The 26,660-nt window shown below is 60.2% G+C and carries 23 protein-coding genes; 19 read left to right on the forward strand and 4 right to left on the reverse strand.

What is annotated here, in order from left to right; all coding sequences use genetic code 11:
* Window positions 1-74: 74 nt before the first annotated feature.
* From ASG55_RS26900 to ASG55_RS22265, 12 genes are all read left to right on the forward strand, one after another.
* Window positions 75-251 (forward strand): hypothetical protein, encoded by a 177-nt coding sequence (locus ASG55_RS26900; RefSeq protein ID WP_003176118.1) that lies wholly within the window; start codon window positions 75-77, stop codon window positions 249-251.
* Window positions 235-3,189, forward strand: coding sequence for a sensor histidine kinase (locus ASG55_RS22215; protein WP_024014332.1), 2,955 nt, complete (start codon window positions 235-237; stop codon window positions 3,187-3,189). Before ASG55_RS26900 ends, ASG55_RS22215 begins: the two co-directional genes overlap by 17 nt.
* Before the next feature lie 22 nt (window positions 3,190-3,211).
* The gene (locus ASG55_RS22220; protein ID WP_039761623.1) at window positions 3,212-4,648 is read left to right on the forward strand and encodes a sigma-54-dependent transcriptional regulator; all 1,437 of its coding nucleotides are present in this window, start codon (window positions 3,212-3,214) and stop codon (window positions 4,646-4,648) included.
* Window positions 4,649-5,382: 734 nt separating this feature from the next.
* The gene (locus ASG55_RS22225; protein WP_056790418.1) at window positions 5,383-6,783 is read left to right on the forward strand and encodes a polynucleotide adenylyltransferase PcnB; all 1,401 of its coding nucleotides are present in this window, start codon (window positions 5,383-5,385) and stop codon (window positions 6,781-6,783) included.
* A gap of 3 nt (window positions 6,784-6,786) precedes the next feature.
* The gene (gene folK, locus ASG55_RS22230) at window positions 6,787-7,272 is read left to right on the forward strand and encodes a 2-amino-4-hydroxy-6-hydroxymethyldihydropteridine diphosphokinase (protein WP_056790420.1); all 486 of its coding nucleotides are present in this window, start codon (window positions 6,787-6,789) and stop codon (window positions 7,270-7,272) included.
* A gap of 436 nt (window positions 7,273-7,708) precedes the next feature.
* Complete coding sequence (gene panB, locus ASG55_RS22235) at window positions 7,709-8,509, forward strand: 3-methyl-2-oxobutanoate hydroxymethyltransferase (RefSeq protein WP_041477826.1); 801 nt, start codon at window positions 7,709-7,711, stop codon at window positions 8,507-8,509.
* Window positions 8,506-9,366, forward strand: coding sequence for a pantoate--beta-alanine ligase (gene panC, locus ASG55_RS22240; protein WP_056790423.1), 861 nt, complete (start codon window positions 8,506-8,508; stop codon window positions 9,364-9,366). The genes panB and panC overlap by 4 nt, the downstream gene beginning before the upstream one ends.
* A 359-nt stretch (window positions 9,367-9,725) precedes the next feature.
* Window positions 9,726-11,390: a glucose-6-phosphate isomerase gene (gene pgi / locus ASG55_RS22245; protein WP_016773160.1), complete on the forward strand. Its 1,665-nt coding sequence runs from the start codon at window positions 9,726-9,728 to the stop codon at window positions 11,388-11,390.
* A gap of 201 nt (window positions 11,391-11,591) precedes the next feature.
* Window positions 11,592-13,529: an acetate--CoA ligase gene (acs, locus tag ASG55_RS22250; protein WP_056790425.1), complete on the forward strand. Its 1,938-nt coding sequence runs from the start codon at window positions 11,592-11,594 to the stop codon at window positions 13,527-13,529.
* Window positions 13,530-13,664: 135 nt separating this feature from the next.
* A complete protein-coding gene (locus tag ASG55_RS22255; RefSeq protein ID WP_056790428.1) occupies window positions 13,665-14,681 on the forward strand; it encodes a class I SAM-dependent rRNA methyltransferase in 1,017 nt (338 codons plus the stop codon).
* Between the two features lie 222 nt (window positions 14,682-14,903).
* On the forward strand, window positions 14,904-17,855 hold the full coding sequence (locus tag ASG55_RS22260) for a DUF748 domain-containing protein (protein WP_056790431.1): 2,952 nt from the start codon (window positions 14,904-14,906) through the stop codon (window positions 17,853-17,855).
* Window positions 17,852-18,151, forward strand: a complete 300-nt coding sequence (locus ASG55_RS22265; RefSeq protein ID WP_039761633.1) for a DUF2845 domain-containing protein — start codon at window positions 17,852-17,854, stop codon at window positions 18,149-18,151. The genes ASG55_RS22260 and ASG55_RS22265 overlap by 4 nt, the downstream gene beginning before the upstream one ends.
* Before the next feature lie 264 nt (window positions 18,152-18,415).
* On the opposite strand, the gene ASG55_RS22270 is transcribed toward ASG55_RS22265, so the two are convergent.
* Both ASG55_RS22270 and ASG55_RS22275 read right to left on the reverse strand, forming a co-directional pair.
* Window positions 18,416-18,769, reverse strand: coding sequence for a BON domain-containing protein (locus tag ASG55_RS22270; protein ID WP_056790434.1), 354 nt, complete (start codon window positions 18,767-18,769; stop codon window positions 18,416-18,418).
* Between the two features lie 294 nt (window positions 18,770-19,063).
* Window positions 19,064-19,480, reverse strand: coding sequence for a pilin (locus ASG55_RS22275; protein ID WP_056790436.1), 417 nt, complete (start codon window positions 19,478-19,480; stop codon window positions 19,064-19,066).
* A 226-nt stretch (window positions 19,481-19,706) separates the two neighbouring features.
* Between ASG55_RS22275 and pilB the strand changes: the two genes are divergently transcribed.
* The 5 genes from pilB to yacG are packed head-to-tail and all read left to right on the forward strand — an operon-like array spanning window position 19,707 to window position 24,318.
* The gene (gene pilB / locus ASG55_RS22280) at window positions 19,707-21,407 is read left to right on the forward strand and encodes a type IV-A pilus assembly ATPase PilB (protein ID WP_056790439.1); all 1,701 of its coding nucleotides are present in this window, start codon (window positions 19,707-19,709) and stop codon (window positions 21,405-21,407) included.
* Window positions 21,408-21,409: 2 nt separating this feature from the next.
* The gene (locus ASG55_RS22285; protein ID WP_056790442.1) at window positions 21,410-22,627 is read left to right on the forward strand and encodes a type II secretion system F family protein; all 1,218 of its coding nucleotides are present in this window, start codon (window positions 21,410-21,412) and stop codon (window positions 22,625-22,627) included.
* A 1-nt stretch (window position 22,628) separates the two neighbouring features.
* On the forward strand, window positions 22,629-23,501 hold the full coding sequence (locus tag ASG55_RS22290; RefSeq protein ID WP_056790445.1) for a prepilin peptidase: 873 nt from the start codon (window positions 22,629-22,631) through the stop codon (window positions 23,499-23,501).
* The gene (gene coaE, locus ASG55_RS22295) at window positions 23,498-24,121 is read left to right on the forward strand and encodes a dephospho-CoA kinase (RefSeq protein ID WP_056790448.1); all 624 of its coding nucleotides are present in this window, start codon (window positions 23,498-23,500) and stop codon (window positions 24,119-24,121) included. The genes ASG55_RS22290 and coaE overlap by 4 nt, the downstream gene beginning before the upstream one ends.
* Complete coding sequence (gene yacG / locus ASG55_RS22300; RefSeq protein ID WP_016773149.1) at window positions 24,118-24,318, forward strand: DNA gyrase inhibitor YacG; 201 nt, start codon at window positions 24,118-24,120, stop codon at window positions 24,316-24,318. Before coaE ends, yacG begins: the two co-directional genes overlap by 4 nt.
* A gap of 7 nt (window positions 24,319-24,325) precedes the next feature.
* On the opposite strand, the gene ASG55_RS22305 is transcribed toward yacG, so the two are convergent.
* Both ASG55_RS22305 and ASG55_RS22310 read right to left on the reverse strand, forming a co-directional pair.
* Complete coding sequence (locus ASG55_RS22305; RefSeq protein WP_056790451.1) at window positions 24,326-24,541, reverse strand: hypothetical protein; 216 nt, start codon at window positions 24,539-24,541, stop codon at window positions 24,326-24,328.
* Between the two features lie 65 nt (window positions 24,542-24,606).
* The gene (locus tag ASG55_RS22310; protein WP_041477814.1) at window positions 24,607-25,296 is read right to left on the reverse strand and encodes an energy-coupling factor ABC transporter permease; all 690 of its coding nucleotides are present in this window, start codon (window positions 25,294-25,296) and stop codon (window positions 24,607-24,609) included.
* Between the two features lie 190 nt (window positions 25,297-25,486).
* Between ASG55_RS22310 and ASG55_RS22315 the strand changes: the two genes are divergently transcribed.
* Both ASG55_RS22315 and ASG55_RS22320 read left to right on the forward strand, forming a co-directional pair.
* Window positions 25,487-26,113: a DUF1780 domain-containing protein gene (locus ASG55_RS22315; RefSeq protein WP_007909887.1), complete on the forward strand. Its 627-nt coding sequence runs from the start codon at window positions 25,487-25,489 to the stop codon at window positions 26,111-26,113.
* A complete protein-coding gene (locus ASG55_RS22320) occupies window positions 26,110-26,637 on the forward strand; it encodes an MOSC domain-containing protein (RefSeq protein ID WP_056790453.1) in 528 nt (175 codons plus the stop codon). The genes ASG55_RS22315 and ASG55_RS22320 overlap by 4 nt, the downstream gene beginning before the upstream one ends.
* The last annotated feature ends 23 nt before the right edge of the window (window positions 26,638-26,660 follow it).

The following is a 26,660-nucleotide window of genomic DNA, read 5'->3' on the forward strand; positions in this document are numbered from 1 at the left end:
CACTTGCAGTCGCGCGCCCATCCGTTACCATCGCCGCACGTTTTCGGGCACGCGCATAAAAAAGAGAGGCCGGGATGTACATCTATCGCTTGGTCCTGCTTTTGGTCGTCGGGATCTACCTGTTCTCCCCCGCCATCATGGATTGGTGGATCGACGCGACGGGCGCCTGGTATCGCCCTTATCTGCTCTGGCTGATCCTGATTGTCGTGACCTTCATCCTGCAGAGCCAAAAAGATGCCGATGAGCTTTAGCCTGACCCAGATGATCCTGATCAGCGCCGCGTACCTGGCGGCGCTGTTCGGCGTTGCCTGGGTCAGCGAACGGGGCATGATCCCGCGCGCGATCATTCGCCACCCGTTGACCTACACCCTGTCGCTGGGGGTTTACGCCAGTGCCTGGGCGTTCTACGGCACGGTGGGCCTGGCCTATCAGTACGGTTACGGCTTTCTGTCCAGCTATCTCGGCGTGTCCGGTGCATTTCTGCTGGCGCCGGTGCTGCTCTATCCGATCCTGAAGATCACCCGCACCTATCAACTGTCGTCGCTGGCCGACCTGTTTGCCTTCCGCTTTCGCAGCACCTGGGCCGGCGCGCTGACCACGATTTTCATGCTGATTGGCGTCTTGCCATTGCTTGCCCTGCAGATTCAGGCAGTGGCCGACTCGATCGGCATCCTCACCGGCGAACGCGTGCAGAGCCGCGTGGCGCTGGCGTTCTGTGCGCTGATCATTCTGTTCACGATTTTCTTCGGTTCCCGGCATATCGCCACGCGCGAGAAACACGAAGGGCTGGTGTTCGCGATTGCCTTTGAGTCGATCATCAAACTGATCGCCCTCGGCGGCGTTGGCCTGTATGCGCTGTATGGTGTGTTCGACGGCCCGCAACAGCTCGAACTGTGGCTGCTGCAAAACCAGACGGCCCTCGCCGCCCTGCACACGCCGTTGCAGGAAGGCCCGTGGCGCACGCTGCTGCTGGTGTTCTTCGCCTCGGCGATCGTGATGCCGCACATGTATCACATGACCTTTACGGAAAACCTCAACCCGCGCTCGCTGGTCAGCGCCAGTTGGGGCCTGCCGCTGTTTCTGCTGCTGATGAGTCTCGCCGTACCGCTGATTCTCTGGGCCGGACTGAAACTCGGCGCCACCACAGACCCGGAATATTTCACCCTCGGCATCGGCATCGCCGCCAACAGCAAACCGTTGGCCTTGCTTGCCTACGTCGGTGGCCTGTCCGCCGCCAGTGGCCTGATCATCGTCACCACCCTGGCCTTGTCGGGCATGGCGCTGAACCATCTGGTGCTGCCGCTCTATCAGCCGCCGGCCGAAGGCAACATCTACCGCTGGCTGAAATGGACGCGTCGGGCGCTGATCGTGGCGATTATCATGGCCGGTTTCGGTTTCTATCTGATGCTCGGCGTCGAGCAGGATCTGGCCAATCTCGGCATCGTCGCGTTCGTTGCGACCCTGCAATTTCTGCCCGGGGTGTTGTCGGTGCTGTACTGGCCGACCGCCAACCGCCGTGGTTTCATCGCCGGTCTGCTGGCGGGGATCACGGTCTGGGTGGTGACCATGCTGCTGCCGCTGGTCGGCAATCTGCAGGGTTTCTATATCCCGCTGCTGAACATGATCTACGTGCTCGACGACACCAGTTGGCACATGGCGGCCATCGCCTCGCTGGCCGCCAACGTCCTGATGTTCACTTTGATCTCGCTGTTCACCAACGCCAGCCCGGAAGAAGCCAGCGCCGCCGAAGCCTGTGCGGTGGATAACGTGCGCCGCCCGCAACGCCGCGAACTGCACGCCGCCTCGCCGCAGGAGTTCGCCACGCAACTGGCCAAGCCGCTGGGTGCCAAGGCTGCGCAGAAAGAAGTCGAGCAAGCGCTGCGCGACTTGTATCTGCCCTTCGATGAACGCCGGCCGTATGCCTTGCGCCGGTTGCGCGACCGCATCGAGGCCAACCTGTCCGGCCTGATGGGTCCGAGCGTTGCGCAGGATATGGTGGAAACCTTCCTGCCCTACAAGGCTGGCGGCGAAAACTACGTCACCGAAGACATTCACTTCATTGAAAGCCGTCTCGAGGATTACCACTCGCGCCTCACCGGCCTGGCCGCCGAACTCGACGCCCTGCGCCGCTACCACCGCCAGACCTTGCAGGAACTGCCGATGGGCGTCTGCTCGCTGGCCAAGGATCAGGAGATCCTGATGTGGAACAAGGCCATGGAAGAGCTGACCGGCATCGCTGCGCAGCGAGTGGTCGGTTCGCGTCTGAGTACCATCGCCAACCCGTGGAAAGAGCTGCTGCAAGGCTTCATCAACCTGCCCGACGAGCATTTGCACAAACAGCATCTGGCCCTCGATGGTCAGACCCGCTGGCTGAATCTGCACAAAGCGGCAATCGACGAGCCGTTGGCCCCGGGTAACAGTGGCCTGGTGTTACTGGTCGAGGATTTGACCGAAACGCAGATGCTCGAAGATAAACTGGTGCATTCCGAACGGCTGGCCAGCATCGGTCGACTCGCAGCGGGTGTGGCCCACGAAATCGGCAACCCGATCACCGGCATCGCCTGCCTGGCGCAGAACCTGCGCGAAGAGCGCGAAGACGACGGCGAGCTGACGGAAATCAGCGGGCAGATTCTCGAGCAGACCAAACGCGTCTCGCGCATCGTCCAGTCGCTGATGAGCTTCGCCCATGCCGGCAGTCATCAGCACAACGACGAACCGGTGTGTCTGGCCGAAGTCGCGCAGGATGCCATCGGCCTGCTGGCGCTGAACCGGCGCAATTTCGAAGTGCAGTTCTACAACCTGTGCGATCCCGATCATTGGGTCGAAGGCGACCCGCAACGGCTTGCCCAGGTGCTGATCAATCTGCTCTCCAACGCCCGCGACGCCTCGCCGCCGCACAGTGCGGTACGGGTCAAGAGCGAAGCCGGCGAACACACGGTCGATCTGATCGTCGAAGACGAAGGCAGCGGTATTCCGTCGAGCATCATGGACCGATTGTTCGAACCTTTCTTCACCACCAAGGATCCGGGTGAAGGCACCGGTCTGGGCCTTGCACTGGTCTATTCCATCGTTGAAGAGCATTATGGACAAATCACCATCGACAGCCCGGCTGATGTACAAAGCCAACGCGGCACCCGTATCCGGGTGACCTTACCGCGTCATGTCGAAGCGACGTCCGCTGTGAACTGAGACCGTCGAGAGTATCGAATCAATGCCGCACATTTTGATCGTCGAAGACGAAACCATTATCCGCTCCGCCTTGCGCCGCCTGCTGGAACGCAACCAGTACCAGGTCAGCGAAGCCGGATCAGTGCAGGAAGCACAAGAACGCTTCACCATTCCTACGTTCGATCTGATCGTCAGCGACCTGCGCCTGCCGGGCGCTCCGGGCACCGAGCTGATCAAGCTCGGGCAAGGCACACCGGTGCTGATCATGACCAGTTACGCCAGCCTGCGCTCGGCGGTCGACTCGATGAAAATGGGCGCGGTAGATTACATCGCCAAGCCGTTTGACCACGATGAAATGCTCCAGGCGGTTGCGCGGATCCTGCGTGATCGTCAGTCGGCGCCAGCTGCCGGCGAAGCCACGGCGAGCAAGCCTGCCGCCGGCAATGGCAAAGCCGCTGTGGATAACAGCAATGGCGAAATCGGCATCATCGGCTCCTGCCCGCCGATGCAAGACCTGTACAGCAAGATCCGCAAGGTCGCGCCAACCGATTCCAACGTATTGATTCAGGGTGAGTCCGGCACCGGTAAAGAACTGGTGGCCCGCGCCCTGCACAATCTGTCGAAACGCGCCAAGGCGCCGATGATTTCGGTGAACTGCGCAGCCATTCCGGAAAGCCTGATCGAGTCCGAACTGTTCGGCCACGAGAAAGGCGCGTTCACCGGGGCCAGCGCCGGTCGCGCCGGTCTGGTCGAAGCGGCGGACGGCGGCACCTTGTTTCTCGATGAGATCGGCGAACTGCCCCTCGAAGCCCAGGCTCGCTTGCTGCGGGTTCTGCAGGAGGGCGAGATCCGCCGCGTAGGTTCGGTACAGTCGCAGAAAGTCGATGTGCGGCTGATCGCTGCAACTCACCGCGATCTGAAGAGCCTGGCGAAAATCGGCCAGTTCCGTGAAGACCTTTATTACCGTCTGCACGTGATTGCCCTGAAGCTGCCGCCGCTGCGCGAGCGTGGCGCCGACGTCAACGAAATCGCCAATGCCTTCCTCGCTCGCCAGAGCGCGCGGATCAATCGCACCGACCTGAAATTCGCTGCCGACGCTGAACAGGCGATCCGGCACTATTCGTGGCCCGGTAACGTGCGTGAGCTGGAAAACGCGGTTGAGCGCGCGGTGATTCTCAGCGAAAGCCCGGAGATTTCGGCCGACCTGCTGGGCATCGACATCGAGCTGAGCGATCTGGAAGACGACGAGTTCATCGGTCTGCCGCCGCAAACCGGCGGTAACGCCAGCAACAGCAGCCATGAGCCGACCGAGGATCTGTCGCTGGAAGACTATTTCCAGCACTTCGTCCTCGAGCATCAGGACCACATGACCGAGACCGAACTGGCACGCAAACTGGGCGTCAGCCGCAAATGCCTGTGGGAACGCCGCCAGCGTCTGGGCATTCCACGACGCAAGACCGGGGTCGCCAGCGAAAGCTGAGCGTTACCCACAGCGTGCGCGGGTAACGCATGACAATGTGAAAAAACTGTTACCGCAGTCGATTCACGTAACAGAAGCCGGGGTTATCGGTAACGAAACCCCGGCTTTTTTTCGCCCCTGCAAAACGGTTATATCGACCTAACCCCTTGTTTTACTGGGCTTGGCAAAAGTTGGCACGCACCCTGCTATATGTTTGGTACAAGAACAATAACAAGCAATGCACAAGACAACAAAAATAAGACGAATCGACTCACGCACAATAAAAACAAGACGGCGAGAGGCGCAGCTAACTGATTCTTTTGGAGAGGCGTTGTATTTGGGGCTTGCCCCACGACCAGGCCGAGAACAACAAAAACTGTCCTAAGACAGAGCCTGTACTGGTTGGATCGACAGATCACTGCAATTCAGCGACCAAAGCAATCCGTTTGCTCTTGGCTCCCGATTGGGAGGGTCACGAAGGAAACACTTCGTGGCGAGGGCACTCAACAAAAACAAGAAGCCCGAATCAATAATAAAAAGAGCACGCAACTACTTCTTGGGGAGCTTCGGCTCCCCTTGTAGTTTCTCCCCTCCGTGAAATTCCCCTGCTTTCCCGCGTTCGACCCTTGCAGCTTGCGGCTTGCAGCTCATATCTGCTGCGTCCTACACCATCCCCCGACTAAATGCTAGAATCTGCGCCCATCATGCGGTCATTCTTTTGGTATGGCCGAACATTCCTTCAAACAGTGCATCCCATGCTGAAGAAGCTGTTCCAGTCATTCCGAACTCCCGTGCGTCGTACGCAACACATCCGCAGCACCCCTGAAGTGCTCAACAGCGGCCAACATTCGCTGCAGAAAACGCAGTTCAGCCGCTATGCGGTGAATATCGTCGAACGCCTGCAAGGTGCCGGTTACCAGGCTTATCTGGTCGGTGGCTGCGTGCGTGACATGCTGTTGGGCATCACGCCCAAGGATTTCGACGTCGCCACCAGCGCCACCCCCGAGCAGGTCCGTGCCGAATTCCGCAATGCGCGGATCATCGGTCGCCGGTTCAAACTGGTGCACATCCATTTCGGTCGCGAAATCATTGAAGTCGCGACCTTCCGCGCCAATCACCCGATCAACGAAGACGAGGAAGACAGCAACCAGTCTTCGCGCAACGAGAGCGGGCGGATTCTGCGCGACAACGTCTACGGCACCCTGGAAGAAGACGCGCAACGCCGCGACTTCACCATCAATGCTCTGTATTACGATCCGGTCAGCGAGCGCATTCTCGATTATGCGAATGGCGTGCACGACATCCGCAATCACCTGATCCGTCTGATCGGCGACCCGAAGCAGCGTTACCAGGAAGACCCGGTGCGCATGCTGCGGGCCGTGCGTTTCGCCGCCAAGCTCAACTTCGGCATCGAGAAGCACACCGTGCAGCCGATCCGTGAGCTGGCGCCGATGCTGCGCGAGATTCCGTCGGCGCGGCTGTTCGAAGAAGTGCTCAAGCTGTTCCTCTCCGGGCACGGCGCGATCACCTTTGAAATGCTGGTTGATCTGCAACTGTTCGCCCCGCTGTTCCCGGCCAGTGCCGAGGCGCTGGAATACAACCCGGAATACACCCACACGCTGATCAGCGAAGCGCTGACCAACACCGACCTGCGCATCAAGCAGAACAAACCGGTGACCCCGGCGTTCCTGTTTGCCGCCCTGCTCTGGCCGGCACTGCCGGCCCGCGTGTTGCGTCTGCAGGAACGTGGCATGCCGCCGATTCCGGCGATGCAGGAAGCCGCTCACGAGCTGATTGCCGAACAGTGCCAGCGCATCGCGATTCCGAAGCGCTTCACCATGCCGATCCGCGAAATCTGGGACATGCAGGAACGCCTGCCACGGCGCAGTGGCAAACGCGCCGATCTGTTGCTGGACAACCCGCGCTTCCGCGCCGGCTACGATTTCCTCCTGCTGCGTGAAAGCGCCGGCGAGGAGACCGATGGCCTCGGCGAATGGTGGACCGATTATCAGGACGCCAACGACAGCGAGCGTCGCGACATGATCCGCGACCTCAGCGGCAAGGGTGACGATGCCAGCGGCGCGCCACGCAAACGTCGCCGCAGTGGCGGTTCCAAGCGCAAGCGCGCCGGCGCTTCGAGCGCGACGGGCGAGTAAGCGATGGAACGCATCTACATTGGTCTGGGCAGCAACCTCGCTGACCCGGCCGACCAGTTGCGCAGCGCCATCGCGGCGCTGGGGCAATTGCCGCAGACGAGTCTTGCCGGCGTTTCAGCCTTTTATCAAAGCGATTCACTGTTGCCGGGCCAGCCGCGCTACACCAACGCTGTCGCCGCCCTCGACAGCTCGCTCGCACCGATCGAGTTGCTCGACGCCTTGCAGGCGATCGAAAACGCTCAGGGCCGCGAACGTCTGGAACGCTGGGGACCACGCACGCTGGATCTGGATATTCTGCTGTTCGGCGATCGCCAGATCGATGAGCCACGGCTGAAAGTCCCGCATTACCAGATTCAGGAGCGGGCGTTCGTTCTCTATCCCCTCGCTGAACTGGCACCGCAGGATCTGCGTCTTGCCGATGGCCGCACGCTGACAGACCTGCTGGCCGCCTGCCCGTTCGTCGGCCTCGAACGCATCTCCCAGCCCTGACAAAAATCTTCTGTGAAATGTGGTTATGTGGCGAGGGGACTTATCCCCGCTGGACTGCGAAGCAGGCCCAAATCTGACCAAGCCGTATACAAACATGGGGCCGCTCCGCGACCCAACGGGGATAAATCCCCTCGCCACAGGTCACCTGCCAATCTCCAGTTTTTGTCAGACAAAGATCCCCCCAATCAGGCCCGCCGCGCCGCTGAATCGCATCAGTAACGCCGGTAACACCGCCCGCGTAACAAGGCGGTAACACACGCAATTGACTTCCTGTTGGCTCATCACGACTATAGGCGTCCCGCTGCCGCCAACCCGGCATGAACGGGCGCAATCCAGGCCTTTCAAAGCACGACACAAGACCGTGCGCCTGAGTAGATGAAGAATCACGCGCGTGACTCGCAGCAGTTTCCAGAGCGCCTGAACGAGGATTTTTTACATGCCAGCCATCACCCTGACCACGCTCCAGAGCCTCAAGCAGAAAGGTGAAAAAATCACCATGCTGACCTGCTATGACGCGACCTTCGCCCATGCCTGCAATGAGGCCGGTGTCGAAGTGCTGCTGGTCGGCGACTCCCTCGGCATGGTCCTGCAGGGGCACGACAGCACCCTGCCAGTGACCACGGCGGAAATGGCCTATCACGTCGCCAGCGTCAAGCGTGGCAATGGCGATGCCCTGATCCTCGCCGACCTGCCGTTCATGGCCAACGCCACCCTCGAACAGACCATGAACAACAGCGCCATGCTGATGCAGGCCGGCGCGCACATGGTCAAGGTTGAAGGTCAGCTGTGGCTGGCGGAGTCGATCCGTCTGCTCGCCGAACGCGGTGTGCCGGTGTGTGCGCACATGGGCCTGACCCCGCAAGCAGTGAACATTCTCGGTGGCTATAAAGTGCAGGGCCGCAATGAGAACCAGGCGCGGCAGATGCGTGCCGATGCGATCGCGCTGGAGCAGGCCGGTGCGGCCATGCTCTTGCTCGAGTGCGTGCCGAGCGAACTGGCGGCAGAAATCAGCCAGGCCGTGGGCATTCCGGTGATCGGTATCGGTGCCGGCAACGCCACCGACGGCCAGGTACTGGTATTGCACGACATGCTCGGCCTGTCGATCACCGGCCGCGTCCCCAAATTCGTCAAGAACTTCATGCAAGGTCAGGACAGCATCCAGGCCGCGCTGAAGGCTTACGTCAGTGAAGTCAAAGCCACCACGTTTCCCGGCATCGAACACGGATTCTCTGCATGAACACCGTCAAAACCGTACGCGAACTGCGTGCCGCCGTCGCTCGCGCGCGCAGTGAAGGCAAGCGCATCGGCTTCGTGCCGACCATGGGCAACCTGCACAGCGGCCACGTCGCATTGATCACCAAGGCTACGCAGCGAGTCGATTTCGTCGTCGCGAGTATTTTCGTCAACCCGCTGCAGTTCGGCGCCGGCGAAGACCTCGACAAATACCCGCGCACCCTCGCCGCCGATCAGGAAAAGCTCCTCGAAGCCGGTTGCGACCTGCTGTTCGCGCCGACGGTTGAAGAGATGTACCCGGACGGCATGGCCGGCCAAACCAGGGTCAGCGTGCCGCAATTGTCCGAAGGCCTGTGTGGTGCCAGCCGTCCGGGGCACTTCGAAGGTGTGGCGACCGTAGTCAGCAAGCTGTTCAACATGGTCCAACCGGACCTGGCGATCTTCGGCCAGAAGGATTACCAGCAACTGGCGGTGATCCGCGCACTGGTGCATGACCTGAACATGCCGATCCAGATCATCGGCGAGCCGACCGTGCGTGCAGCGGACGGTCTGGCGCTGTCGTCGCGCAACGGCTTCCTCAGTGAAGACCAGCGCGCCGTGGCACCGGTGGTGTATCGCGTGCTGAGCAGCATCGCCGAATCGATCAAACAAGGTGAGCGTGATTACCCAGCGCTGATCGCTGCGCAGTTGCAGGTGCTGGAAGCGGCGGGGCTGCGTCCGGACTATCTGGAGATCCGTCATGGCCTGACCTTGCGTCCGGCGACGGCGGAAGACCGCGATCTGGTGATTCTGGTAGCGGCGTTCCTCGGCACCACGCGGTTGATCGACAACCTGCACCTGAATCTCGATAGCCCGATTTAAGCAAGCAACGAATTTCCCTGTGGGAGCGAGCCTGCTCGCGAAGGCGGTGTATCAGCGACTTATAAGTTGCCTGACACCACGCCTTCGCGAGCAGGCTCGCTCCCACATGTGTTTCCGGTGCATGCCGGTTGGGCGAAAGTCTTCCGGGCACCTCCGTTTGTCGGCCAGATTCCTCTGCGGATGTTAAAAAAGTACAGGGATCTGGTCAGACAAAGTCAAGACAGAACGCAGCGCGAGGTTTACTGTATTCGCCCTGTGTCCAGATCTCGTGTCGACGCAGTTGATCCCATGCGCTAAAACCCGTGGTTGATCTGTACCGTGTTCAAAAGGCCGTTCAAGTAAAAAGGAAAACCGCAGCGATGGCGTACTACCGCACTCCTCACGACGTTACCGCTCTGCCCGCCTGGCAAGCGTTGAAAGATCACCGCCAAGCCATGCAGGATTTCAGCATGCGCGAAGCCTTCAACGCCGATCCGCAGCGTTTCAATCAGTTCACCCTCAGTAGCTGCGGTCTGTTTCTCGATTATTCGAAGAATTTGATCAACGCCGAGACCCGCAACCTGCTCGTGGGCCTGGCCAATGAAGTCGATCTGAAGGGCGCGATCAAGGCGCTGTTCGACGGCGAAATCGTCAACGCCTCCGAAGGCCGCCCGGCACTGCACACCGCCCTGCGCCGCCCGGTCGGCGACAAATTGTCGGTCAACGGCGTCAACGTGATGCCGGAAGTGCACAAAGTGCTGAACCAGATCACCGATCTGGTTGGCCGAATTCATGATGGCTTGTGGCGCGGTTACACCGAGAAGCCGATCACCGACGTGGTCAACATCGGTATCGGTGGTTCGTTCCTCGGTCCTGAGCTGGTGTCCGAAGCACTGCTGTCCTACGCGCAGAAAGGCGTACGTTGCCACTATCTGGCAAACATCGACGGCAGCGAGTTCCATGAGCTGACGCAGAAACTGCGCGCCGAGACCACGCTGTTCATCGTTTCGTCGAAGTCGTTCAACACCCTCGAAACGTTGAAAAACGCACAGGCTGCACGCGCCTGGTACCTGGCGCAGGGCGGCTCGGAAGCCGAGCTGTATCGCCACTTCATCGCCGTATCGAGCAACAACGCCGCAGCGGTGGCCTTCGGTATCCGCGAAGAAAACATCTTCCCGATGTGGGACTGGGTCGGCGGGCGTTATTCGCTGTGGTCGGCGATCGGTTTGCCGATCGCCCTGGCCATCGGCATGTCCAACTTCAAGGAATTGCTGTCCGGTGCCTACACCATGGACCAGCATTTCCAGACCGCGCCGTTCGAACAGAACATGCCGGTGCTGCTGGCCCTGCTCGGCGTCTGGTACGGCAACTTCTGGGGTGCGCAGAGCCACGCGATCCTGCCGTACGACCACTACCTGCGCAACATCACCAAGCACTTGCAACAGCTGGACATGGAGTCCAACGGCAAGAGCGTGCGTCAGGACGGCACCTCGGTGTCGACCGATACCGGCCCGGTGATCTGGGGCGGCGTCGGCTGCAATGGTCAGCACGCTTATCACCAGCTGCTGCACCAGGGCACCCAATTGATCCCGGCCGACTTCATCGTGCCGATCGTCAGCTTCAACCCGGTTTCCGACCATCACCAGTGGCTGTACGCCAACTGCCTGTCGCAGAGCCAGGCGCTGATGCTCGGCAAGACCCTGCCGGAAGCCGAAGCCGAACTGCGCGACAAAGGCATGGGCGAAGACGACGTGCGCAAACTGGCGCCGCACAAGGTGATCCCGGGCAATCGCCCGAGCAACACCTTGGTGGTGGAACGCATCAGCCCGCGTCGCCTTGGCGCCCTGGTGGCGATGTATGAGCACAAAGTGTTCGTGCAAAGCGTGGTCTGGGGCATCAACGCCTTCGACCAATGGGGTGTGGAACTGGGCAAGGAATTGGGCAAAGGCGTATACAACCGTCTGGTCGGCAGCGACGAGACCGTGGCTGACGATGCCTCGACTCAAGGCCTGATCAACTACTTCCGCGGGCGCCATCGCGGCTGATAAAAGCCTTCGGGCACAACGCTGTTCCCCTGTGGGAGCGAGCCTTCTCGCGAAAGCGGTTCTTCATTCAACACCTTCGTTGACTGACATTCCGCCTTCGCGAGCAGGCTCGCTCCCACAGTTGTTTTGGCACATGACTTGAACCTGTGCAGCGCTCGGCGCATCTTTATTCGTGTCGCACCACAAGAATAAGGAACCGTCATGTTCGATATCAGCACGCTCCCCAAAGCCGATGCCGTGCGCCAGGCCGCTCAGTTGAGCCAGGACGAGTATCGGCGCCTGTACCGCGAATCGATTGAACACCCCAGTGCCTTCTGGGCCGAGCAGGCCACGCGTTTTCTCGATTGGAGCACGCCGTGGCAGACCGTCCAGCGCTATGACCTGAAAACCGGTGAAGCGGCGTGGTTTGCCGGCGGCAAGCTCAACGTCAGCTACAACTGCATCGACCGTCACCTCGAACAACGCGGCGAGCAGACCGCCCTCCTCTGGGAAGGCGACGATCCTGCCGAATCGGCGCAGATCACTTACAACAAACTCCATCACCACGTCTGCCGTCTGGCCAACGTACTGAAAAGCCGTGGCGTGAAGAAAGGCGATCGGGTGTGCATCTACATGCCGATGATCCCCGAAGCCGCCTACGCCATGCTCGCCTGCGCGCGAATCGGTGCGATCCATTCGGTAGTGTTTGGCGGATTTTCCCCGGATTCCTTGCGTGATCGAATCCTCGACGCCGACTGCCGTACCGTGATCACGGCCGATGAAGGCGTGCGCGGCGGCCGCTTCGTGCCGCTGAAAAACAACGTCGACAAAGCCCTGCAAAGTTGCCCGAAGGTCAGCACCGTGGTGGTGGTCGAGCGCACGCAGGGCCAGGTCGATTGGGTCGAGGGCCGTGACCTCTGGTACCACCAGGCCGTGCGTGAGGTCAGCGACGACTGCCCGCCGGAACCGATGGACGCTGAAGACCCGCTGTTCATCCTCTACACCTCCGGCAGCACCGGCAAACCCAAAGGCGTGCTGCACACTACCGGCGGCTATCTGCTGCAAGCGGCGATGACCTTCAAATACGTGCTGGATTACCGCGATGGCGAAGTGTTCTGGTGCACCGCCGATGTCGGTTGGGTCACCGGCCACAGTTACATCGTCTACGGGCCGCTGGCCAACGGTGCGACCACACTGATGTTCGAAGGCGTGCCGAGCTACCCGAGCAGTTCGCGCTTCTGGCAGGTCATCGACAAGCACAAGGTCAACATTTTCTACACCGCGCCCACCGCCCTGCGCGCGCTGATGCGCGAAGGCGCCGGACCATTGAAGGAAACTTCGCGCGCCAGCCTCAGATTGCTCGGCAGCGTCGGTGAGCCGATCAACCCGGAAGCGTGGGAATGGTATTTCAATGCCGTCGGTGAACAGCGCTGCCCGATCGTCGACACCTGGTGGCAGACCGAAACCGGCGGCATCATGCTCAGCCCGCTGGTCAGCGCGCAACGGATCAAACCGGGCTGCGCGACGCAACCGATGTTTGGCGTGCAACCGGTGCTGCTTGACGAAGTCGGCAAGGAAATCAAAGGCGCCGGCAGTGGCGTGCTGGCGATCAAATCGAGCTGGCCGGCGCAGATTCGCAGCGTCTACGGCGATCCGCAGCGGATGATCGACACCTACTTCAAACCCTACCCAGGCTATTACTTCACCGGCGACGGCGCCCGCCGCGACGAGGACGGCGATTACTGGATCACCGGACGCATCGACGACGTGATCAACGTTTCCGGCCACCGCATCGGCACCGCCGAAGTGGAAAGCGCCCTGGTGCTGCACGACAGCATCGCCGAGGCCGCCGTGGTCGGTTATCCCCACGACGTCAAAGGTCAGGGCATCTACGCGTTCGTCACGCCAATGAACGGCACCGAGGCCAACGAAGAGCTGAAGAAAGACCTGCTGGCGCATGTCAGCAAGGAGATCGGCAGCTTCGCCAAACCGGACCTGATCCAGTGGGCGCCGGCGCTGCCAAAGACCCGCTCGGGCAAGATCATGCGGCGTATTCTGCGCAAGATTGCCTGCAATGAGCTCGACAGCCTTGGCGATACTTCGACGCTGGCTGATCCGAGTGTGGTGCAGGACCTCGTCGACAAGCGGCTCAATACTTGAGAGCTGCAAGTTTCTAGCTACAAGCTGCAAGCTAAAGCGGTCCGCGCAGCTTTTCGCTTTTAGCTTGCAGCTAGAAACTTGCCGCTTGTAGCTCCCCGACTGCTAAGCTTCGCGTTTTTTCAGCAAGGCGCCCGCATGTCTTCCTTGAATCAGGCGCTGCGCGCCGCCCTCGATCAACGCCAGGACCTGCTCGCTGCGCTGCACAGCCAGGGCACCGATTGCTATCGGCTGTTCCACGGCAGCCAGGAAGGCGCCGGCGGCCTGACCATCGACCGCTACGGCCCGCAACTGCTGGTGCAGAGTTTTCACCGGACGCTAGAACGTGATGATCTGTTGCAACTGCACGCCATGGTCAACCAGACGCTGGGCTTCGACAGCCTGCTGGTCTACAACGACCGCTCTCGGGGCAATTCGCGGATCGATCGCGAGGACAGCGTCTATAAAGCCGACGACGCCGCACTGGCGGATCTGGTCGGGCGTGAATGGGGCCTGAACTACCGCGTGCGCGGGCGTCATGCCGGGCAGGATCCGCTGCTGTTCCTCGACCTGCGCAACACCCGTGGCTGGGTCAAGGATCACGCGCAAGGCAAAAGCGTGCTCAACCTGTTCGCTTACACCTGTGGTGTTGGCCTCAGTGCAGCGGCCGGCGGTGCACGTGAGGTGTGCAACCTCGATTTTGCCGAGGGCAACCTGGCGGTCGGTCGCGAGAATGGTTTGCTCAACCCGCAACTGCCGCCGATGCAATTCATTCAGTCCGATTACTTCCCGGCAATCCGCCAGCTCGCCGGCCTGCCGATCAGCGTGCGGCGCGGGCAGAAGTTGCCGAGCTATCAGCGCCTCGAACAGCGCCAATACGATCTGGTCCTGCTCGATCCGCCGGCGTGGGCCAAAAGTGCGTTCGGCACCGTCGATCTGCTACGCGATTATCAGAGCCTGCTCAAACCGGCGCTGCTGACCACCGCCGACAATGGCGTGCTGATCTGCTGCAACAACCTGGCGAAAGTCAGCATGGACGACTGGCGCGAACAAGTGTTGCGCTGCGCCGAAAAGGCCGGCCGCCCGGTGCGCGAATGGAGCGTGATGACCCCGGGTGCGGACTTCCCCTCGCGGGACCAGCAGCCACCGTTGAAGACACTGATTTTGCAGCTCTAATCCCTCAAGCATGAGCGATTACATTTCCCTGTGGGAGCGAGCCTGCTCGCGAAAGCGCAGTGTCAGTCGACTTGTTTTTCACTGAACCAGCGCATTCGCGAGCAGGCTCGCTCCCACAATGGATATCTGTTCCTACAGAAATTTCTGAACAATCCTGTCCCACATCAAGCACTTCGGAACCAGAATCGCGTGCCATACTCCAAGGCACTCCGATTCAGACAGATGAAGCCGCACATGCCCAAAGGATTGATTCGCGCGATTGGCGCACTGCTGACAGCCCTGGCCCTCTACAGCCTGCTGGGGTTTCTGATCCTGCCGGGCATTGCCTTGCGCGTGGCCAACCAGCAACTGGCGAACTACGCGACGGTGCCGGCGCATCTGCAGCGCATCGAACTCAACCCGTTCAGCCTTGAGGTCACCCTGTGGGGTTTGATCATCGGCGAACCGGGCAAGGAGCAGGTCGGCTTCGATCGCCTCTATGCCAACCTGCAAATCGACAGCCTGTGGACCAAAGCGCTGCATCTGTCCGACATCGAACTGGACAAACCCAAAAGCGAAATCCTCTTCGCCAAGGACGGCAAGCTCAACCTGCTGGGCCTGTTCAACGTGCCGCCGAGCGAGCCGACACCCGCCGATCCCGACGCCAAGCCATTCCCGCTGCGTATCGACAACATCAAACTGGCCGGCGGCGTGGTGCATTTCGAGGATATGCGGCCCAGCGAGCCGATCGAATTTCTTTACGACGACCTCAGTTTCGAGCTGAAAAACCTCAGCACCCTGCCCGAGGACAGCGCCGACATGACCCTCGTCGCCATCGGCCCCGCTGGCGGGCGGATCGACTGGACCGGCAATTTCAGCCTGATCCCGTTCACCTCCGAAGGCACCCTGAAAGTCACCGATGGCCAGATGAAATCCTTCTGGCCCTACGTGCGCGACGCCGTGCCGCTAGTGCTGGAAAACGGCGTGGTCAGCCTCAGCACCGAGTACAAACTCAACCTGTCGAAACAGACCGAACTGCTGCTGAACAACGTCGCGGTGAGCATTGCGCCATTCGCCATCAAGGCTCCGGACGGACGTCCGCTGGCCAGGCTCGAACGCCTCGACGTCAGCGAAACCTCGCTGGACCTGGCCAAGCAGCAAGTGGTGGTCGGCAAGATCCGCAGCAACAAACTGGAAACCTGGGCGGCGCTGGAAGCCGACGGCCAACTGGACTGGCAGAAGCTGTTCGCCAGCCAGCCGTCGAAACCGGCTGCCAAAGCCGCTGCCGAACCGGCGGATACACCGGCCGCCGCCGACTCGCCGAAACCTGAGCCAAGCGCCCCGAGCAAGCCATGGCAGGTGCTGGTCAAGGATGTGCAACTGCGCAACTACACGGTCCATCTCGCTGACCGCTCGGCGCAACCGGCGGTGGCGCTGGACATCACCCCGCTGAACGTCGACCTGCGGGATTTCGACAGCCTCAACGGCTCGCCTTTCAAGCTCAAACTCGACAGCGGCCTGGGCAAGCAAGGCAAGATCAGCGCCGACGGCACGGTCAATCTGGCCCCGGTCAACGCGCAGCTGAACGTGAAAACCCAGGACGTCGACTTGCGTGTCGCGCAGTCCTATATCAACCCGTTCATTCGTCTGGAACTGCGCAGCGGCATGCTCGGCAGTGACCTCAAGGTCAACCTGAAAAGCACCGAACCACTGGCCCTCAGCGTCACCGGCCGCGCGCAGATCGATCAACTGCACACCCTCGATACGCTCAAGACCCGCGATTTTCTCAAATGGCAGCAAGTAGTGGTCGACGGCATCAACTATCAGCACGGCGACAGCCTGTCGATCGACAAGGTCAACCTGTTGCAGCCGTATGTGCGCTTCATGATCAACGACGATCGCACCACCAACGTCGACGACCTGCTGATCCCGCAACCGGCCGACAGCGGTGCCAAACCTGCCGGAGCCAAACCGCCCGGCAAGGACAAACCACTGGGCATTCACATCGGTGCGATTGCGATCAACGACGGCTCGGCCAACTTCGCCGACTTCAGCCTGACGCCGAATTTCGCCACCGCCGTGCAGCAGCTCAACGGCCAGATCGGCACCATCGACAGTCGTCAGGCGAAACCGGCCAGCGTCGACATCAAAGGCAAGGTCGACCGTTATGCGCCGGTGACCATCAAGGGTGCGGTCAATCCGTTCGACCCGATGGCCAGCCTCGACATCGCCACCAGTTTCAAGCGCGTCGAACTGACGACCCTGACGCCCTACTCCGGCAAATTCGCCGGCTACCGCATCCGCAAGGGCCGGCTCAACCTAGATCTGCACTACCTGATTACCAAGGGCCAATTGAAAGCCGAGAACAAAGTCGTCGTCGAGCAGCTGCAACTGGGCGAGAAGGTCGACAGCCCTGATGCAGTGAGTCTGCCGCTGAAACTGGCGATCGCCCTGCTCAAGGACGTCGACGGCAAGATCTCCATCGAATTGCCGGTGACCGGCGACCTGAATAATCCACAGTTCAGCGTGATGCCGATCGTCTGGCAAACCCTGCGCAATCTGATCGTCAAAGCCGCCGCCGCGCCGTTCAAGATGATCGGCGGGCTGGTCAGTGGCGGCGGCTCCGAAGACCTCGGCACGGTGTCCTTCGCGCCGGGCTCCAGCGATCTGAGCAAGGACGCCGAAGCGGCGCTGGTGAAACTGTCGCAGGCACTCAAGGAACGGCCGGCGCTGCGCCTGGAGATCGAAGGCACTGCTGCGAAGAGCAGCGATGGGCCACTGCTCGCCGAACAACGTCTGGAACGCGAATACCAATACAACTACTACAAGATGCTCCAGCGCCGTGGCGACAAAGTCCCGGCCCAGGCCTCGCTGTTGCAAGTGCCCGAAAGCGAGAAAGGCGCGTTGCTCGAAGGCATCTACCGCACCCGCCTGAAAACCCAGCCACCGGCAGAATGGAAAGATCTGGGCAAGGAAGAACGCACGGCGAAAATGCGCCAGGGCGTGATCGCATTTTGGAGTGGCAGCGAGGTGCTGTTGCGACAGTTGGGCCAGGATCGCGCCAGCACCATCAAGGATTACCTGGTCGACAAGGGCAAGCTGGAGGATGACCGCGTGTACTTCATCGACGCCAACCTCGGCGAGGCCGAAAGCGACGGCCGCGTGGTCACGCAAATGCACCTGGATGCCGAATGACCGTGCGTAACTGGCTGGCTGTGCTCGCTCTGACCTGCGCCGCCGGCCACGCATCGGCTTCGGATACATTGCGCTGCGGCAGCCAGTTGATCAGCCTCGGCGACCGCGCTAGCGAGGTGCTGCAAAAATGCGGCGAGCCGGTCAGCCGCGATGTGCTCGGCTACAAGCGCAGCGCCAATCGCCGCGAAGAGTTTCAGGTCGAGGAATGGACCTACGGCCCGAACAACGGCATGTACCAGTACCTGCGCTTCGAAGGTAATCGCTTGCGGCAGATCAACAGCAAACGCGGTAACTAAGCCGAACGAAATTCGCCCTGTGGGAGCGAGCCTGCTCGCGAATACGGTCTGTCTACTGACGAACTTGTCGGCTGACACTACGCATTCGCGAGCAGGCTCGCTCCCACATTGGTATTGCCCAAAATAGAACAGGCCCCGACACAAGTGCCGGGGCCTGTAATGGTCACATCCGTGTGACCGTTCGCATGAACTCTAAAGTTGCGGCAGACGTATTGCTCGGCCCGTCTGTCGCGTCTTCTCCCGGTTCAGGCGAGAAGTCTTGCCTTACTCGGCTTTCAGGCCGTCAGCGGAGACCGCTTTAACGCCTTTGATTTTCTTGGCAATGCCAACGGCGACTTCTTTCTGCGACTCGGTTACCGCAGTGGTCGACGACAGGGAAACTACACCCTTGTTGGTTTCGACTTTGATGTCGGTGCCTGGAATGCCTTTTTCGGTAACCAGGTCAGCTTTGACCTTGGTGGTGATCCAGGTGTCGTTGGTATCTTGTTTCATTTCGGTAACTTCACCGGCAGCCAGAACCATTGGCGCCTGGGTAGCCTGAGCGGACTGGGCGAAAGCGCCACCAGCCATGGTCAGGGTCAGAGCGGTAGCAGCGGCAGTGATAGCGAACTTCTTCATACGAGTAACTCCTGTTTTTACTGGAAGTCTGCTGTAACGCTTGTCAGCAGGGTTACCGGAGATATTGCGAACGCTGTGCCAACTTTTTCGACCGCATAAAATCGTTTAAAAACAAACAGTTATGAAAAACGCTGATTTTCATTTTCATGCAAAATGCATGACGTGCGTGAAAATCACATGCAAGTTGCGGTTTTTTGGAAAGTTCATAAGCTGCTGAAATTATTGGAGCTTTTAAAAACCGTTGCGTAATAAAAAGCTCCGCAATTGCGGAGCTTTTTAAGTTGCAGGTGCGTGTCAAACGCCCGGGCAGCTCGTAGTTGTATATTCTTTCGAGCCGGAGAACTTACAGGTCCAGCCAGTGGTAGGACTGCGTGTCAGCGTTACGGTCTGGCCGAGAACAGGCGCTGGAGCGTTGAGCAGCGTACAAGTAATAGTACCCGTCCCATCGGCGACTTTTCCGGAGGCCGCCAACGTGCAATTCTGCGTGGCCGCTGTGCCGCCGTTCACGTTGGTAATGCTCGGGTCAGTCGATCCGGCATTGATCACGTCTTCAAAATTGACCTTAAGAGCTGATGCTTCCGCAATCCCAGCGGTCACCTTCGACCGCGCCTGATACTTCGAATACTGCGGCAGGGCGATAGTCGCCAGAATGCCGATGATCGCCACAACGATCAGCAGCTCGATCAATGTGAAACCTTGTTGTTTTTTCATAGACACGCTCCATGCATGAGTCGAAATCTCATGATCTGAACAAGGCTCAGCACAGCCCATGCCAACGCCTTTCAGACCCCGCCTGCTGGGCGCGCGCAATTTCCTGCGCCGTTTCCTACAACCCGCAACCGCACTATCTGACACTTTTTGTCACCTGCACCGGCCGTGTTTGGCGCTGTCACTTGACTAGGCTATAAGTCATGAACGGCACACGTGCGGAATCCCCATGAATGACATCGCTCTGAGCGGTCTGGCCAAGCAATTGGTCCAGGCCGAACTGCTCACGGAAACAAGTGCCCGGCAATCCTGGGCGCAGGCCCAGCGCAATCGCGTGTCGCTGGTCAATTACCTGGTGCACAACAAACTGGTCAACAGCCGGCAAATTGCCGAGATCGCCTCGGAACATTTCGGCATGGCCCTGCTCGATCTGCATTGCCTCGACAAGGAGACTCAGCCCAAGGGGCTGGTCAGTGAAAAACTGGTTCGTCAGCACTGCGCCCTGCCCTTGTGGCGGCGCGGTAACAAATTGTTCGTGGGCCTTTCCGACCCGAGCAATCAGCAGGCGATCAGCGACATCCAGTTCAGCACCGGCCTGAGCACCGAAGCGATTCTGGTGGAGGACGACAAGCTCAGCGACGCCATCGACAAGTTCTTCGACAGCCATGCCTCGGGCCTGGAGGAAATGGCCGATGTCGATCTCGACGGCCTCGACGTCGAGTCCATTGATGACAACAAACAGGACGTGATCGGCGGCCTCGATGCCGACGACGCCCCGGTCGTACGTTTTGTGCACAAGATGCTGCTCGATGCGATCAAAAGCGGCTCTTCCGACCTGCATTTCGAACCCTACGAAAAAAACTATCGGGTGCGCATGCGCACCGACGGCATGCTGCGCGAGGTGGCCAAGCCGCCGATCCAGTTGGCCGGGCGCATTGCCGCGCGCTTGAAGGTAATGGCCAGTCTGGATATCTCGGAACGGCGCAAACCTCAGGACGGCCGCATCAAAATGCGCCTGTCGAAAAGCAAATCCATCGATTTTCGCGTGAACACCCTGCCGACTCTGTGGGGCGAAAAAGTGGTGATCCGGATTCTCGACCCGTCCAGTGCACAAATGGGCATCGATGCGCTGGGCTACGAGGCCGAACAAAAAGCCTTGTACCTGGCCGCGCTGAAACAGCCGCAAGGGATGATTCTGGTCACCGGCCCCACCGGCTCCGGTAAAACCGTGTCGCTGTACACCGGGCTGAACATCCTCAACACCGTCGACATCAATATTTCCACCGCCGAAGATCCGGTGGAAATCAACATGGAAGGTATCAATCAGGTCAACGTCAATCCTCGGCAAGGGCTGGACTTCGCCCAGGCGCTGCGCTCGTTTCTGCGTCAGGACCCGGACGTGATCATGGTCGGCGAGATCCGCGACCTGGAAACCGCCGAGATCGCGATAAAGGCTGCGCAGACCGGACACCTGGTGCTATCTACCCTGCACACCAATAGCGCGGCGGAAACCCTGACACGCCTGCACAACATGGGCATTCCCGGTTTCAACATTGCCACCTCGGTCAGCCTGATCATCGCCCAGCGGCTGGCGCGCAAATTGTGCGCGCACTGCAAGCGGCCGCTGGAAATCCCGCACGAGACCTTGCTCAAGGAAGGCTTCCCCGAGGAACGCATCGGCCATTTCACGATCTACGAGCCGGTCGGTTGCGATCACTGCAACGGCGGTTACAAAGGACGCGTGGGGATTTATGAAGTGGTAAAGAACACACCGGACCTGCAACGGTTGATCATGGCCGAAGGCAATTCGCTGGAAATCGACATTCAGATGCGCCGCGACGGTTTCGCCGATCTGCGCACTTCCGGGCTGCACAAGGCCATGCAAGGCATCACCAGCCTTGAGGAAATCAACCGGGTCACCAAGGATTGAACATGGCGGTCAAGGCAGCGAAAGTCAGCGTTTACGCCTGGGAAGGCACCGACCGCAAAGGCAGTAAAGTCAGCGGCGAGTTGAGCGGACAGAACCCCGCACTGATCAAGGCGCAACTGCGCAAACAGGGGATCAACCCGGGCAAGGTGCGCAAGAAATCCGCGTCCCTGCTGACCTTCGGCAAACGCATCAAACCGCAGGACATCGCCCTGTTCACCCGGCAGATGGCAACGATGATGAAGGCCGGTGTACCGCTGTTGCAGTCCTTCGACATCATCGGCGAAGGCTTCGAAAACCCGGCCATGCGCAAACTGGTCGACGAGGTCAAACAGGAGGTCGCGGCCGGTAACAGCTTCGCTACGGCCCTGCGCAAGAAACCGCAATACTTCGACGAGTTGTACTGCAACCTGGTCGACGCCGGCGAACAGTCCGGTGCCCTCGACACTTTGCTCGAACGGGTCGCGACCTATAAGGAAAAAAGCGAAGCGCTCAAGGCCAAGATCAAAAAAGCCATGACTTACCCTACTGCGGTGGTGCTGGTGGCGGCGGTGGTGACCGGCATTCTGCTGGTCAAAGTGGTGCCGCAGTTCCAGTCGGTATTCTCCGGGTTCGGCGCCGAACTGCCGGGCTTTACCCTGATGATCATCAGCCTGTCGGAGTTCATGCAGCAGTGGTGGTGGGCGATTCTTTTTGCGCTGGTGGCAGCGTTTTTCGGCACTCGCCACGCGTTGAAGACATCCCAGGCCCTGCGCGACCGTCGCGATGCCTGGCTGCTGAAGCTGCCGCTGGTGGGCACCTTGATGTACAAGTCCGCCGTCGCACGTTTTGCCCGCACCCTGTCGACCACATTCGCAGCCGGTGTGCCGCTGGTGGAAGCACTGGATTCGGTCGCCGGTGCCACCGGCAATGTGGTGTTCAAGCGCGCGGTGTTGCGGGTGCGGCAGGACGTCTCGACCGGCATGCAACTGAATTTCTCCATGCGCAGCACCGCTGTGTTTCCCAACATGGCGGTGCAGATGACCGCCATCGGCGAGGAATCGGGCGCGCTGGATGACATGCTCGACAAGGTCGCCGGTTTTTATGAAGCGGAAGTCGATAACATGGTCGACAACCTCACCAGCCTGATGGAGCCGTTCATCATGGTGGTGCTGGGGGTCATCGTCGGTGGACTGGTGGTGGCCATGTACCTGCCGATCTTCCAGCTCGGCTCAGCGATCTGACATGCCTATCGATGAACTGTTTGCTGTGTATCCGCTGGCCTTTGTGGTCAGCGCGCTGCTGCTCGGGCTGGTGGTCGGCAGCTTCCTCAACGTAGTGGTCTGGCGCCTGCCGAAGATGCTCGAGCGCGACTGGCGCCAGCAGGCCCATGATGTGCTCGGCCTGCCCACTGAAACGCCTGTGCCGACCTACAACCTGATGCTGCCGCACTCCGCGTGCCCGCATTGCGGACACCGGATCCGCCCTTGGGAAAACATTCCGCTGCTCAGTTATCTGTGGCTGCGCGGGCGATGCTCAGGCTGCTCGGCGCCGATCAGCAAACGTTACCCGCTGACCGAAGTGGCCTGCGGCGTCCTCTCGGCATTCATTGCCTGGCATCTCGGCTTCAGTTGGCCGGCAGGTCTGCTGATCTTGCTGACATGGGGCTTGCTGGCGATGAGTCTGATCGACTGCGAACATCAACTGCTGCCCGATGTGCTGGTGCTGCCGCTGCTGTGGCTGGGGCTGATCGTCAACAGCTTCGGCGTGTTCGTGGCGTTGCCCGATGCGTTGTGGGGCGCGGTCGCGGGTTATCTGGCGCTGTGGTCGGTGTTCTGGCTGTTCAAACTGCTCACCGGCAAGGACGGTATCGGCCATGGCGATTTCAAGCTGTTGGCCTTGCTCGGCGCATGGGGTGGCTGGCAGATTCTGCCGCTGACGATTCTTCTATCTTCCCTGGTGGGGGCGATTTTGGGCGTTGTCATGCTGCGTCTGCGCGCCCAGGAAACCTCGACGCCGATCCCCTTCGGACCCTTTCTGGCGATTGCCGGCTGGATTGCCTTGCTCTGGGGTGGTCAAATAACCGACTTCTATTGGCAGTCTGTCGGTTTGAAATGAATACCCCTGTGGAAAAACCCTGGATCCTCGGCCTGACCGGCGGCATCGGCAGCGGCAAAAGTGCGGCGGCGCAGCACTTCATCGATCTCGGTGTGCATGTGGTGGATGCCGATCATGCGGCGCGCTGGGTAGTCGAACCGGGGCGTCCGGCGCTGGCGAAAATCGCCGAGCATTTCGGTTCCGGCGTGTTGCAGGCCGACGGCACACTGGACCGCGCCGCCCTGCGCAAACTGATTTTTGAAGACCCCGAACAGCGACGTTGGCTCGAAGCGCTGCTGCATCCGTTGATCGGCGAGGAAATCGCTCATCATCTGGCGCAGGCAAAATCGCCTTACGCGATTCTGGTTTCACCGCTGCTGATCGAGTCCGGGCAATACGCGATGACCCAGCGCATCCTGGTCATCGATGCGCCGCAACAACTGCAGATCGAACGCACCTTGCAGCGTGACCAGACCAGCGAAGCGCAGGTGCAGGCGATCCTCAAGGCGCAATCGAGCCGTGAAGATCGCGTGAGCCGTGCCGACGACGTGATCGTCAATGACCGCGACCTCGACTGGCTGCACAGCGAGGTCGAGCGTCTGCATCACTTTTATCTGACTTTATCCGGAGGCCAAGCATGAGCCAGATTCCAACCGTTGAATGCCCAACTTGCGGCGCCCCCGTCGAATTCACCCCGGCGAACAAATTCCGTCCGTTCTGCTCCGACCGCTGCAAATTGATCGACCTCGGCGCCTGGGCCTCGGAAGAGCACAAGATTCCGGTCGCCCCGGATGCCGAAGACGAGCTGTTTTCCGGCGATTTCGATCCGCGTCACTGATCGCTGATCAGGGCCGCATAAAGCCGTAGTCCTGACTGTCGTCGAGGTTCTCCGCGAGAAAGCGCAACTCGTCGGCCAGGTCTTCGACATTGCGCACTGCCTTGCTCTGCTGCACCACGGCGCTGAGCAGGGCGCGCAAACTCAGGCCCGGATCAAAGCCCACTTCCTGCGCCAGCTCCAGACTCTGCCGGGTTTCCTGCCGCGCCCATTCGTACACGCCCATGCCACTGCTCCTGAAGGAATTTGCGCGAGCATGAAATCTCTGCTGCCTGGCCGGTTTGATGTGGATCAAGACTTCGGATCGTCGTCCTTCCACGGCGCCGAAAGGTAACGGGTGCGGTTGAAGGTCTCCAGCCACTCCGGGCAGAACACCACCAATGCACTGACGACCATGCCGTTGATAAAAGCCTCGGGAAACAGCAGCAACCACAGGTAGCCGACGAAATCTTCCAGCCATTCCGGCATGGCGAAGAGGCCGTCGTACCACAGCAGCGTCAGGCTGAGGATCAGGCACAACAGGCCGGACAACGCGGCGGCGAAGAAACCGGAACAGAAGATGTAAACGAACGGATTTCGTGGCTGCGCACGCTCGACCAGAATCGCCACGCATTCGGTGATCAGCACTGGCAGCAGAATCAGCAACGCGCCATTGACGCCGACCGCTGCGAGATCCTGTCGCCCCAACAACACCAGGCCAATCTGCGCAACCAGCCCGCCGACAATCGCCAGCGGCCAATCGAGCAGCAGCGTCACCGCGGTCATGCCGATGAAGTGATACGACACGCCGGTGTCGAAATCCCTGCGCACCAGCCACAGCAGAAACAGCGCGAACACCGTGCCGAACAGCAAGTGCTGCCGGCGACTGTCGCTGAACAGCTCGACCCATGGCGCACGCATGATCGCCCAGAGCAGCGCCGGCAGATAAATCAGCCAGCCGAGTGTCAGGCTTGCCGTTGAAAGCAGTTCGGCACCGATCATGATTCCCTCACCTGCTACTCGACACGCTTTTTTGTAGGAGCTGCCGAAGGCTGCGATCTTTTGATCTTGTTTATAAAAGCAAAAGATCGCAGCCTTCGGCAGCTCCTACAAGGGCGCAATCGCGCGACGTTTATGTCTGAGCCGATGCAAAGCTATCTGCTTGTCGCATTTGGACGCTAAGCTTGGGCTTATGGATGATTCAGATTATTTACGCCTGCTGACCATCGCGGCCGAGCAAGCCAACGCGTTCCTGTCCAATGCCCGCAAATGGGAGCGTGAGCGTTGGGTCTGCCAGCGCCTGCTGCAAGGTCTGAACATCCCCTACCGCGCCGACGAATTCGCCCCGGCCGGTGAGCCGCCGGACGTGTTGTTTCGCGATGCCAATTTCGAAGTTTTTTTCGTCCTCGATGAAGGCCGCCGTCTCAATGATGAATGGCGCGACGAATTGCAGCGTCGGCGCAGCGCGTTTTCCCTGAGCCAACTGGTGCGCCGCGAAGCCAAGCCCAAACGCATCCCGGCCAATGAATTTCTCCTGCGTCTGGCGCCAACCCTGCGCAAGAAGGCGCACAACTACAAGGAACGCGGCATGGATCTGGGTGAACTGGACATCATCGCCTTCGCCAGCCTCAAGCGCGAAGTGCTCGATCTCAACAGTCATTTCCCGCCACCGACCGAATATCTGCGTCAGGGCTGGCGCTCGCTGTCGCTGGTCGGCCCGACATTCGCCCGCGTGCTGTTCGCCCACCCCGACGCACCGGACTTTCTGCGCAGTAACCTCGGCCGCAGCATTGTGTTCGACGTGGGTATCAGCCTGTGACGCCGCTGCAGCAGTTGATCGCTGAGGTTCCGCAAACAGGTCGTGTGCGCTGGATCGGCGTGCGTCCAGAGTCCCGTGGGCCGATGCTTGAGCTCGAGGCGGTCGAGGCGCGGCTGGAAGCCGGGCTCACCGGCGACCACGCCCGCCCGGGCGTTCGCAATGCGCGACAGGTGACGCTGATTCAGTGGGAGCACTTGGCGGTGATCAATGCATTGATGGGCCGTCCCGATGACGAGCCGGTCCGGCCTGAAGATCTGCGGCGCAATCTCGTTATAAGCGGAATCAATTTGTTTAGCCTGAAGGGGCGGCGCTTTCGCATCGGGCAAGCGATACTCGAAACCACTGGCTGGTGTCAGCCCTGCGCACGCTTGCAGAACAATCTCGGCCCGGGCACGTTTCAAGCCGTGCGCGGGCATGGCGGGATCACCGCGCGGGTGTTACAAAGCGGCATCATTCGCCTCGACGATAGCGTGTGCGTCGAACCGGTCCCGGACAGCGGCTACGCTGCGTTCAATCCGGGCTGAAAACCGCTGTAGCCTGTGCTCAT

This window comes from Pseudomonas sp. Leaf434, assembly GCF_001425545.1.
GTDB lineage: Bacteria > Pseudomonadota > Gammaproteobacteria > Pseudomonadales > Pseudomonadaceae > Aquipseudomonas > Aquipseudomonas siliginis.

Coding starts and splice junctions, on each gene's coding strand:
- ASG55_RS26900 (WP_003176118.1), top strand. CDS start 75: ATGTACATCTATCGCTTGGTCCTGCTTTTGGTCGTCGGGATCTACCTG.
- ASG55_RS22215 (WP_024014332.1), top strand. CDS start 235: ATGCCGATGAGCTTTAGCCTGACCCAGATGATCCTGATCAGCGCCGCG.
- ASG55_RS22220 (WP_039761623.1), top strand. CDS start 3,212: ATGCCGCACATTTTGATCGTCGAAGACGAAACCATTATCCGCTCCGCC.
- ASG55_RS22225 (WP_056790418.1), top strand. CDS start 5,383: ATGCTGAAGAAGCTGTTCCAGTCATTCCGAACTCCCGTGCGTCGTACG.
- folK (WP_056790420.1), top strand. CDS start 6,787: ATGGAACGCATCTACATTGGTCTGGGCAGCAACCTCGCTGACCCGGCC.
- panB (WP_041477826.1), top strand. CDS start 7,709: ATGCCAGCCATCACCCTGACCACGCTCCAGAGCCTCAAGCAGAAAGGT.
- panC (WP_056790423.1), top strand. CDS start 8,506: ATGAACACCGTCAAAACCGTACGCGAACTGCGTGCCGCCGTCGCTCGC.
- pgi (WP_016773160.1), top strand. CDS start 9,726: ATGGCGTACTACCGCACTCCTCACGACGTTACCGCTCTGCCCGCCTGG.
- acs (WP_056790425.1), top strand. CDS start 11,592: ATGTTCGATATCAGCACGCTCCCCAAAGCCGATGCCGTGCGCCAGGCC.
- ASG55_RS22255 (WP_056790428.1), top strand. CDS start 13,665: ATGTCTTCCTTGAATCAGGCGCTGCGCGCCGCCCTCGATCAACGCCAG.
- ASG55_RS22260 (WP_056790431.1), top strand. CDS start 14,904: ATGAAGCCGCACATGCCCAAAGGATTGATTCGCGCGATTGGCGCACTG.
- ASG55_RS22265 (WP_039761633.1), top strand. CDS start 17,852: ATGACCGTGCGTAACTGGCTGGCTGTGCTCGCTCTGACCTGCGCCGCC.
- ASG55_RS22270 (WP_056790434.1), bottom strand. CDS start 18,769: ATGAAGAAGTTCGCTATCACTGCCGCTGCTACCGCTCTGACCCTGACC.
- ASG55_RS22275 (WP_056790436.1), bottom strand. CDS start 19,480: ATGAAAAAACAACAAGGTTTCACATTGATCGAGCTGCTGATCGTTGTG.
- pilB (WP_056790439.1), top strand. CDS start 19,707: ATGAATGACATCGCTCTGAGCGGTCTGGCCAAGCAATTGGTCCAGGCC.
- ASG55_RS22285 (WP_056790442.1), top strand. CDS start 21,410: ATGGCGGTCAAGGCAGCGAAAGTCAGCGTTTACGCCTGGGAAGGCACC.
- ASG55_RS22290 (WP_056790445.1), top strand. CDS start 22,629: ATGCCTATCGATGAACTGTTTGCTGTGTATCCGCTGGCCTTTGTGGTC.
- coaE (WP_056790448.1), top strand. CDS start 23,498: ATGAATACCCCTGTGGAAAAACCCTGGATCCTCGGCCTGACCGGCGGC.
- yacG (WP_016773149.1), top strand. CDS start 24,118: ATGAGCCAGATTCCAACCGTTGAATGCCCAACTTGCGGCGCCCCCGTC.
- ASG55_RS22305 (WP_056790451.1), bottom strand. CDS start 24,541: ATGGGCGTGTACGAATGGGCGCGGCAGGAAACCCGGCAGAGTCTGGAG.
- ASG55_RS22310 (WP_041477814.1), bottom strand. CDS start 25,296: ATGATCGGTGCCGAACTGCTTTCAACGGCAAGCCTGACACTCGGCTGG.
- ASG55_RS22315 (WP_007909887.1), top strand. CDS start 25,487: ATGGATGATTCAGATTATTTACGCCTGCTGACCATCGCGGCCGAGCAA.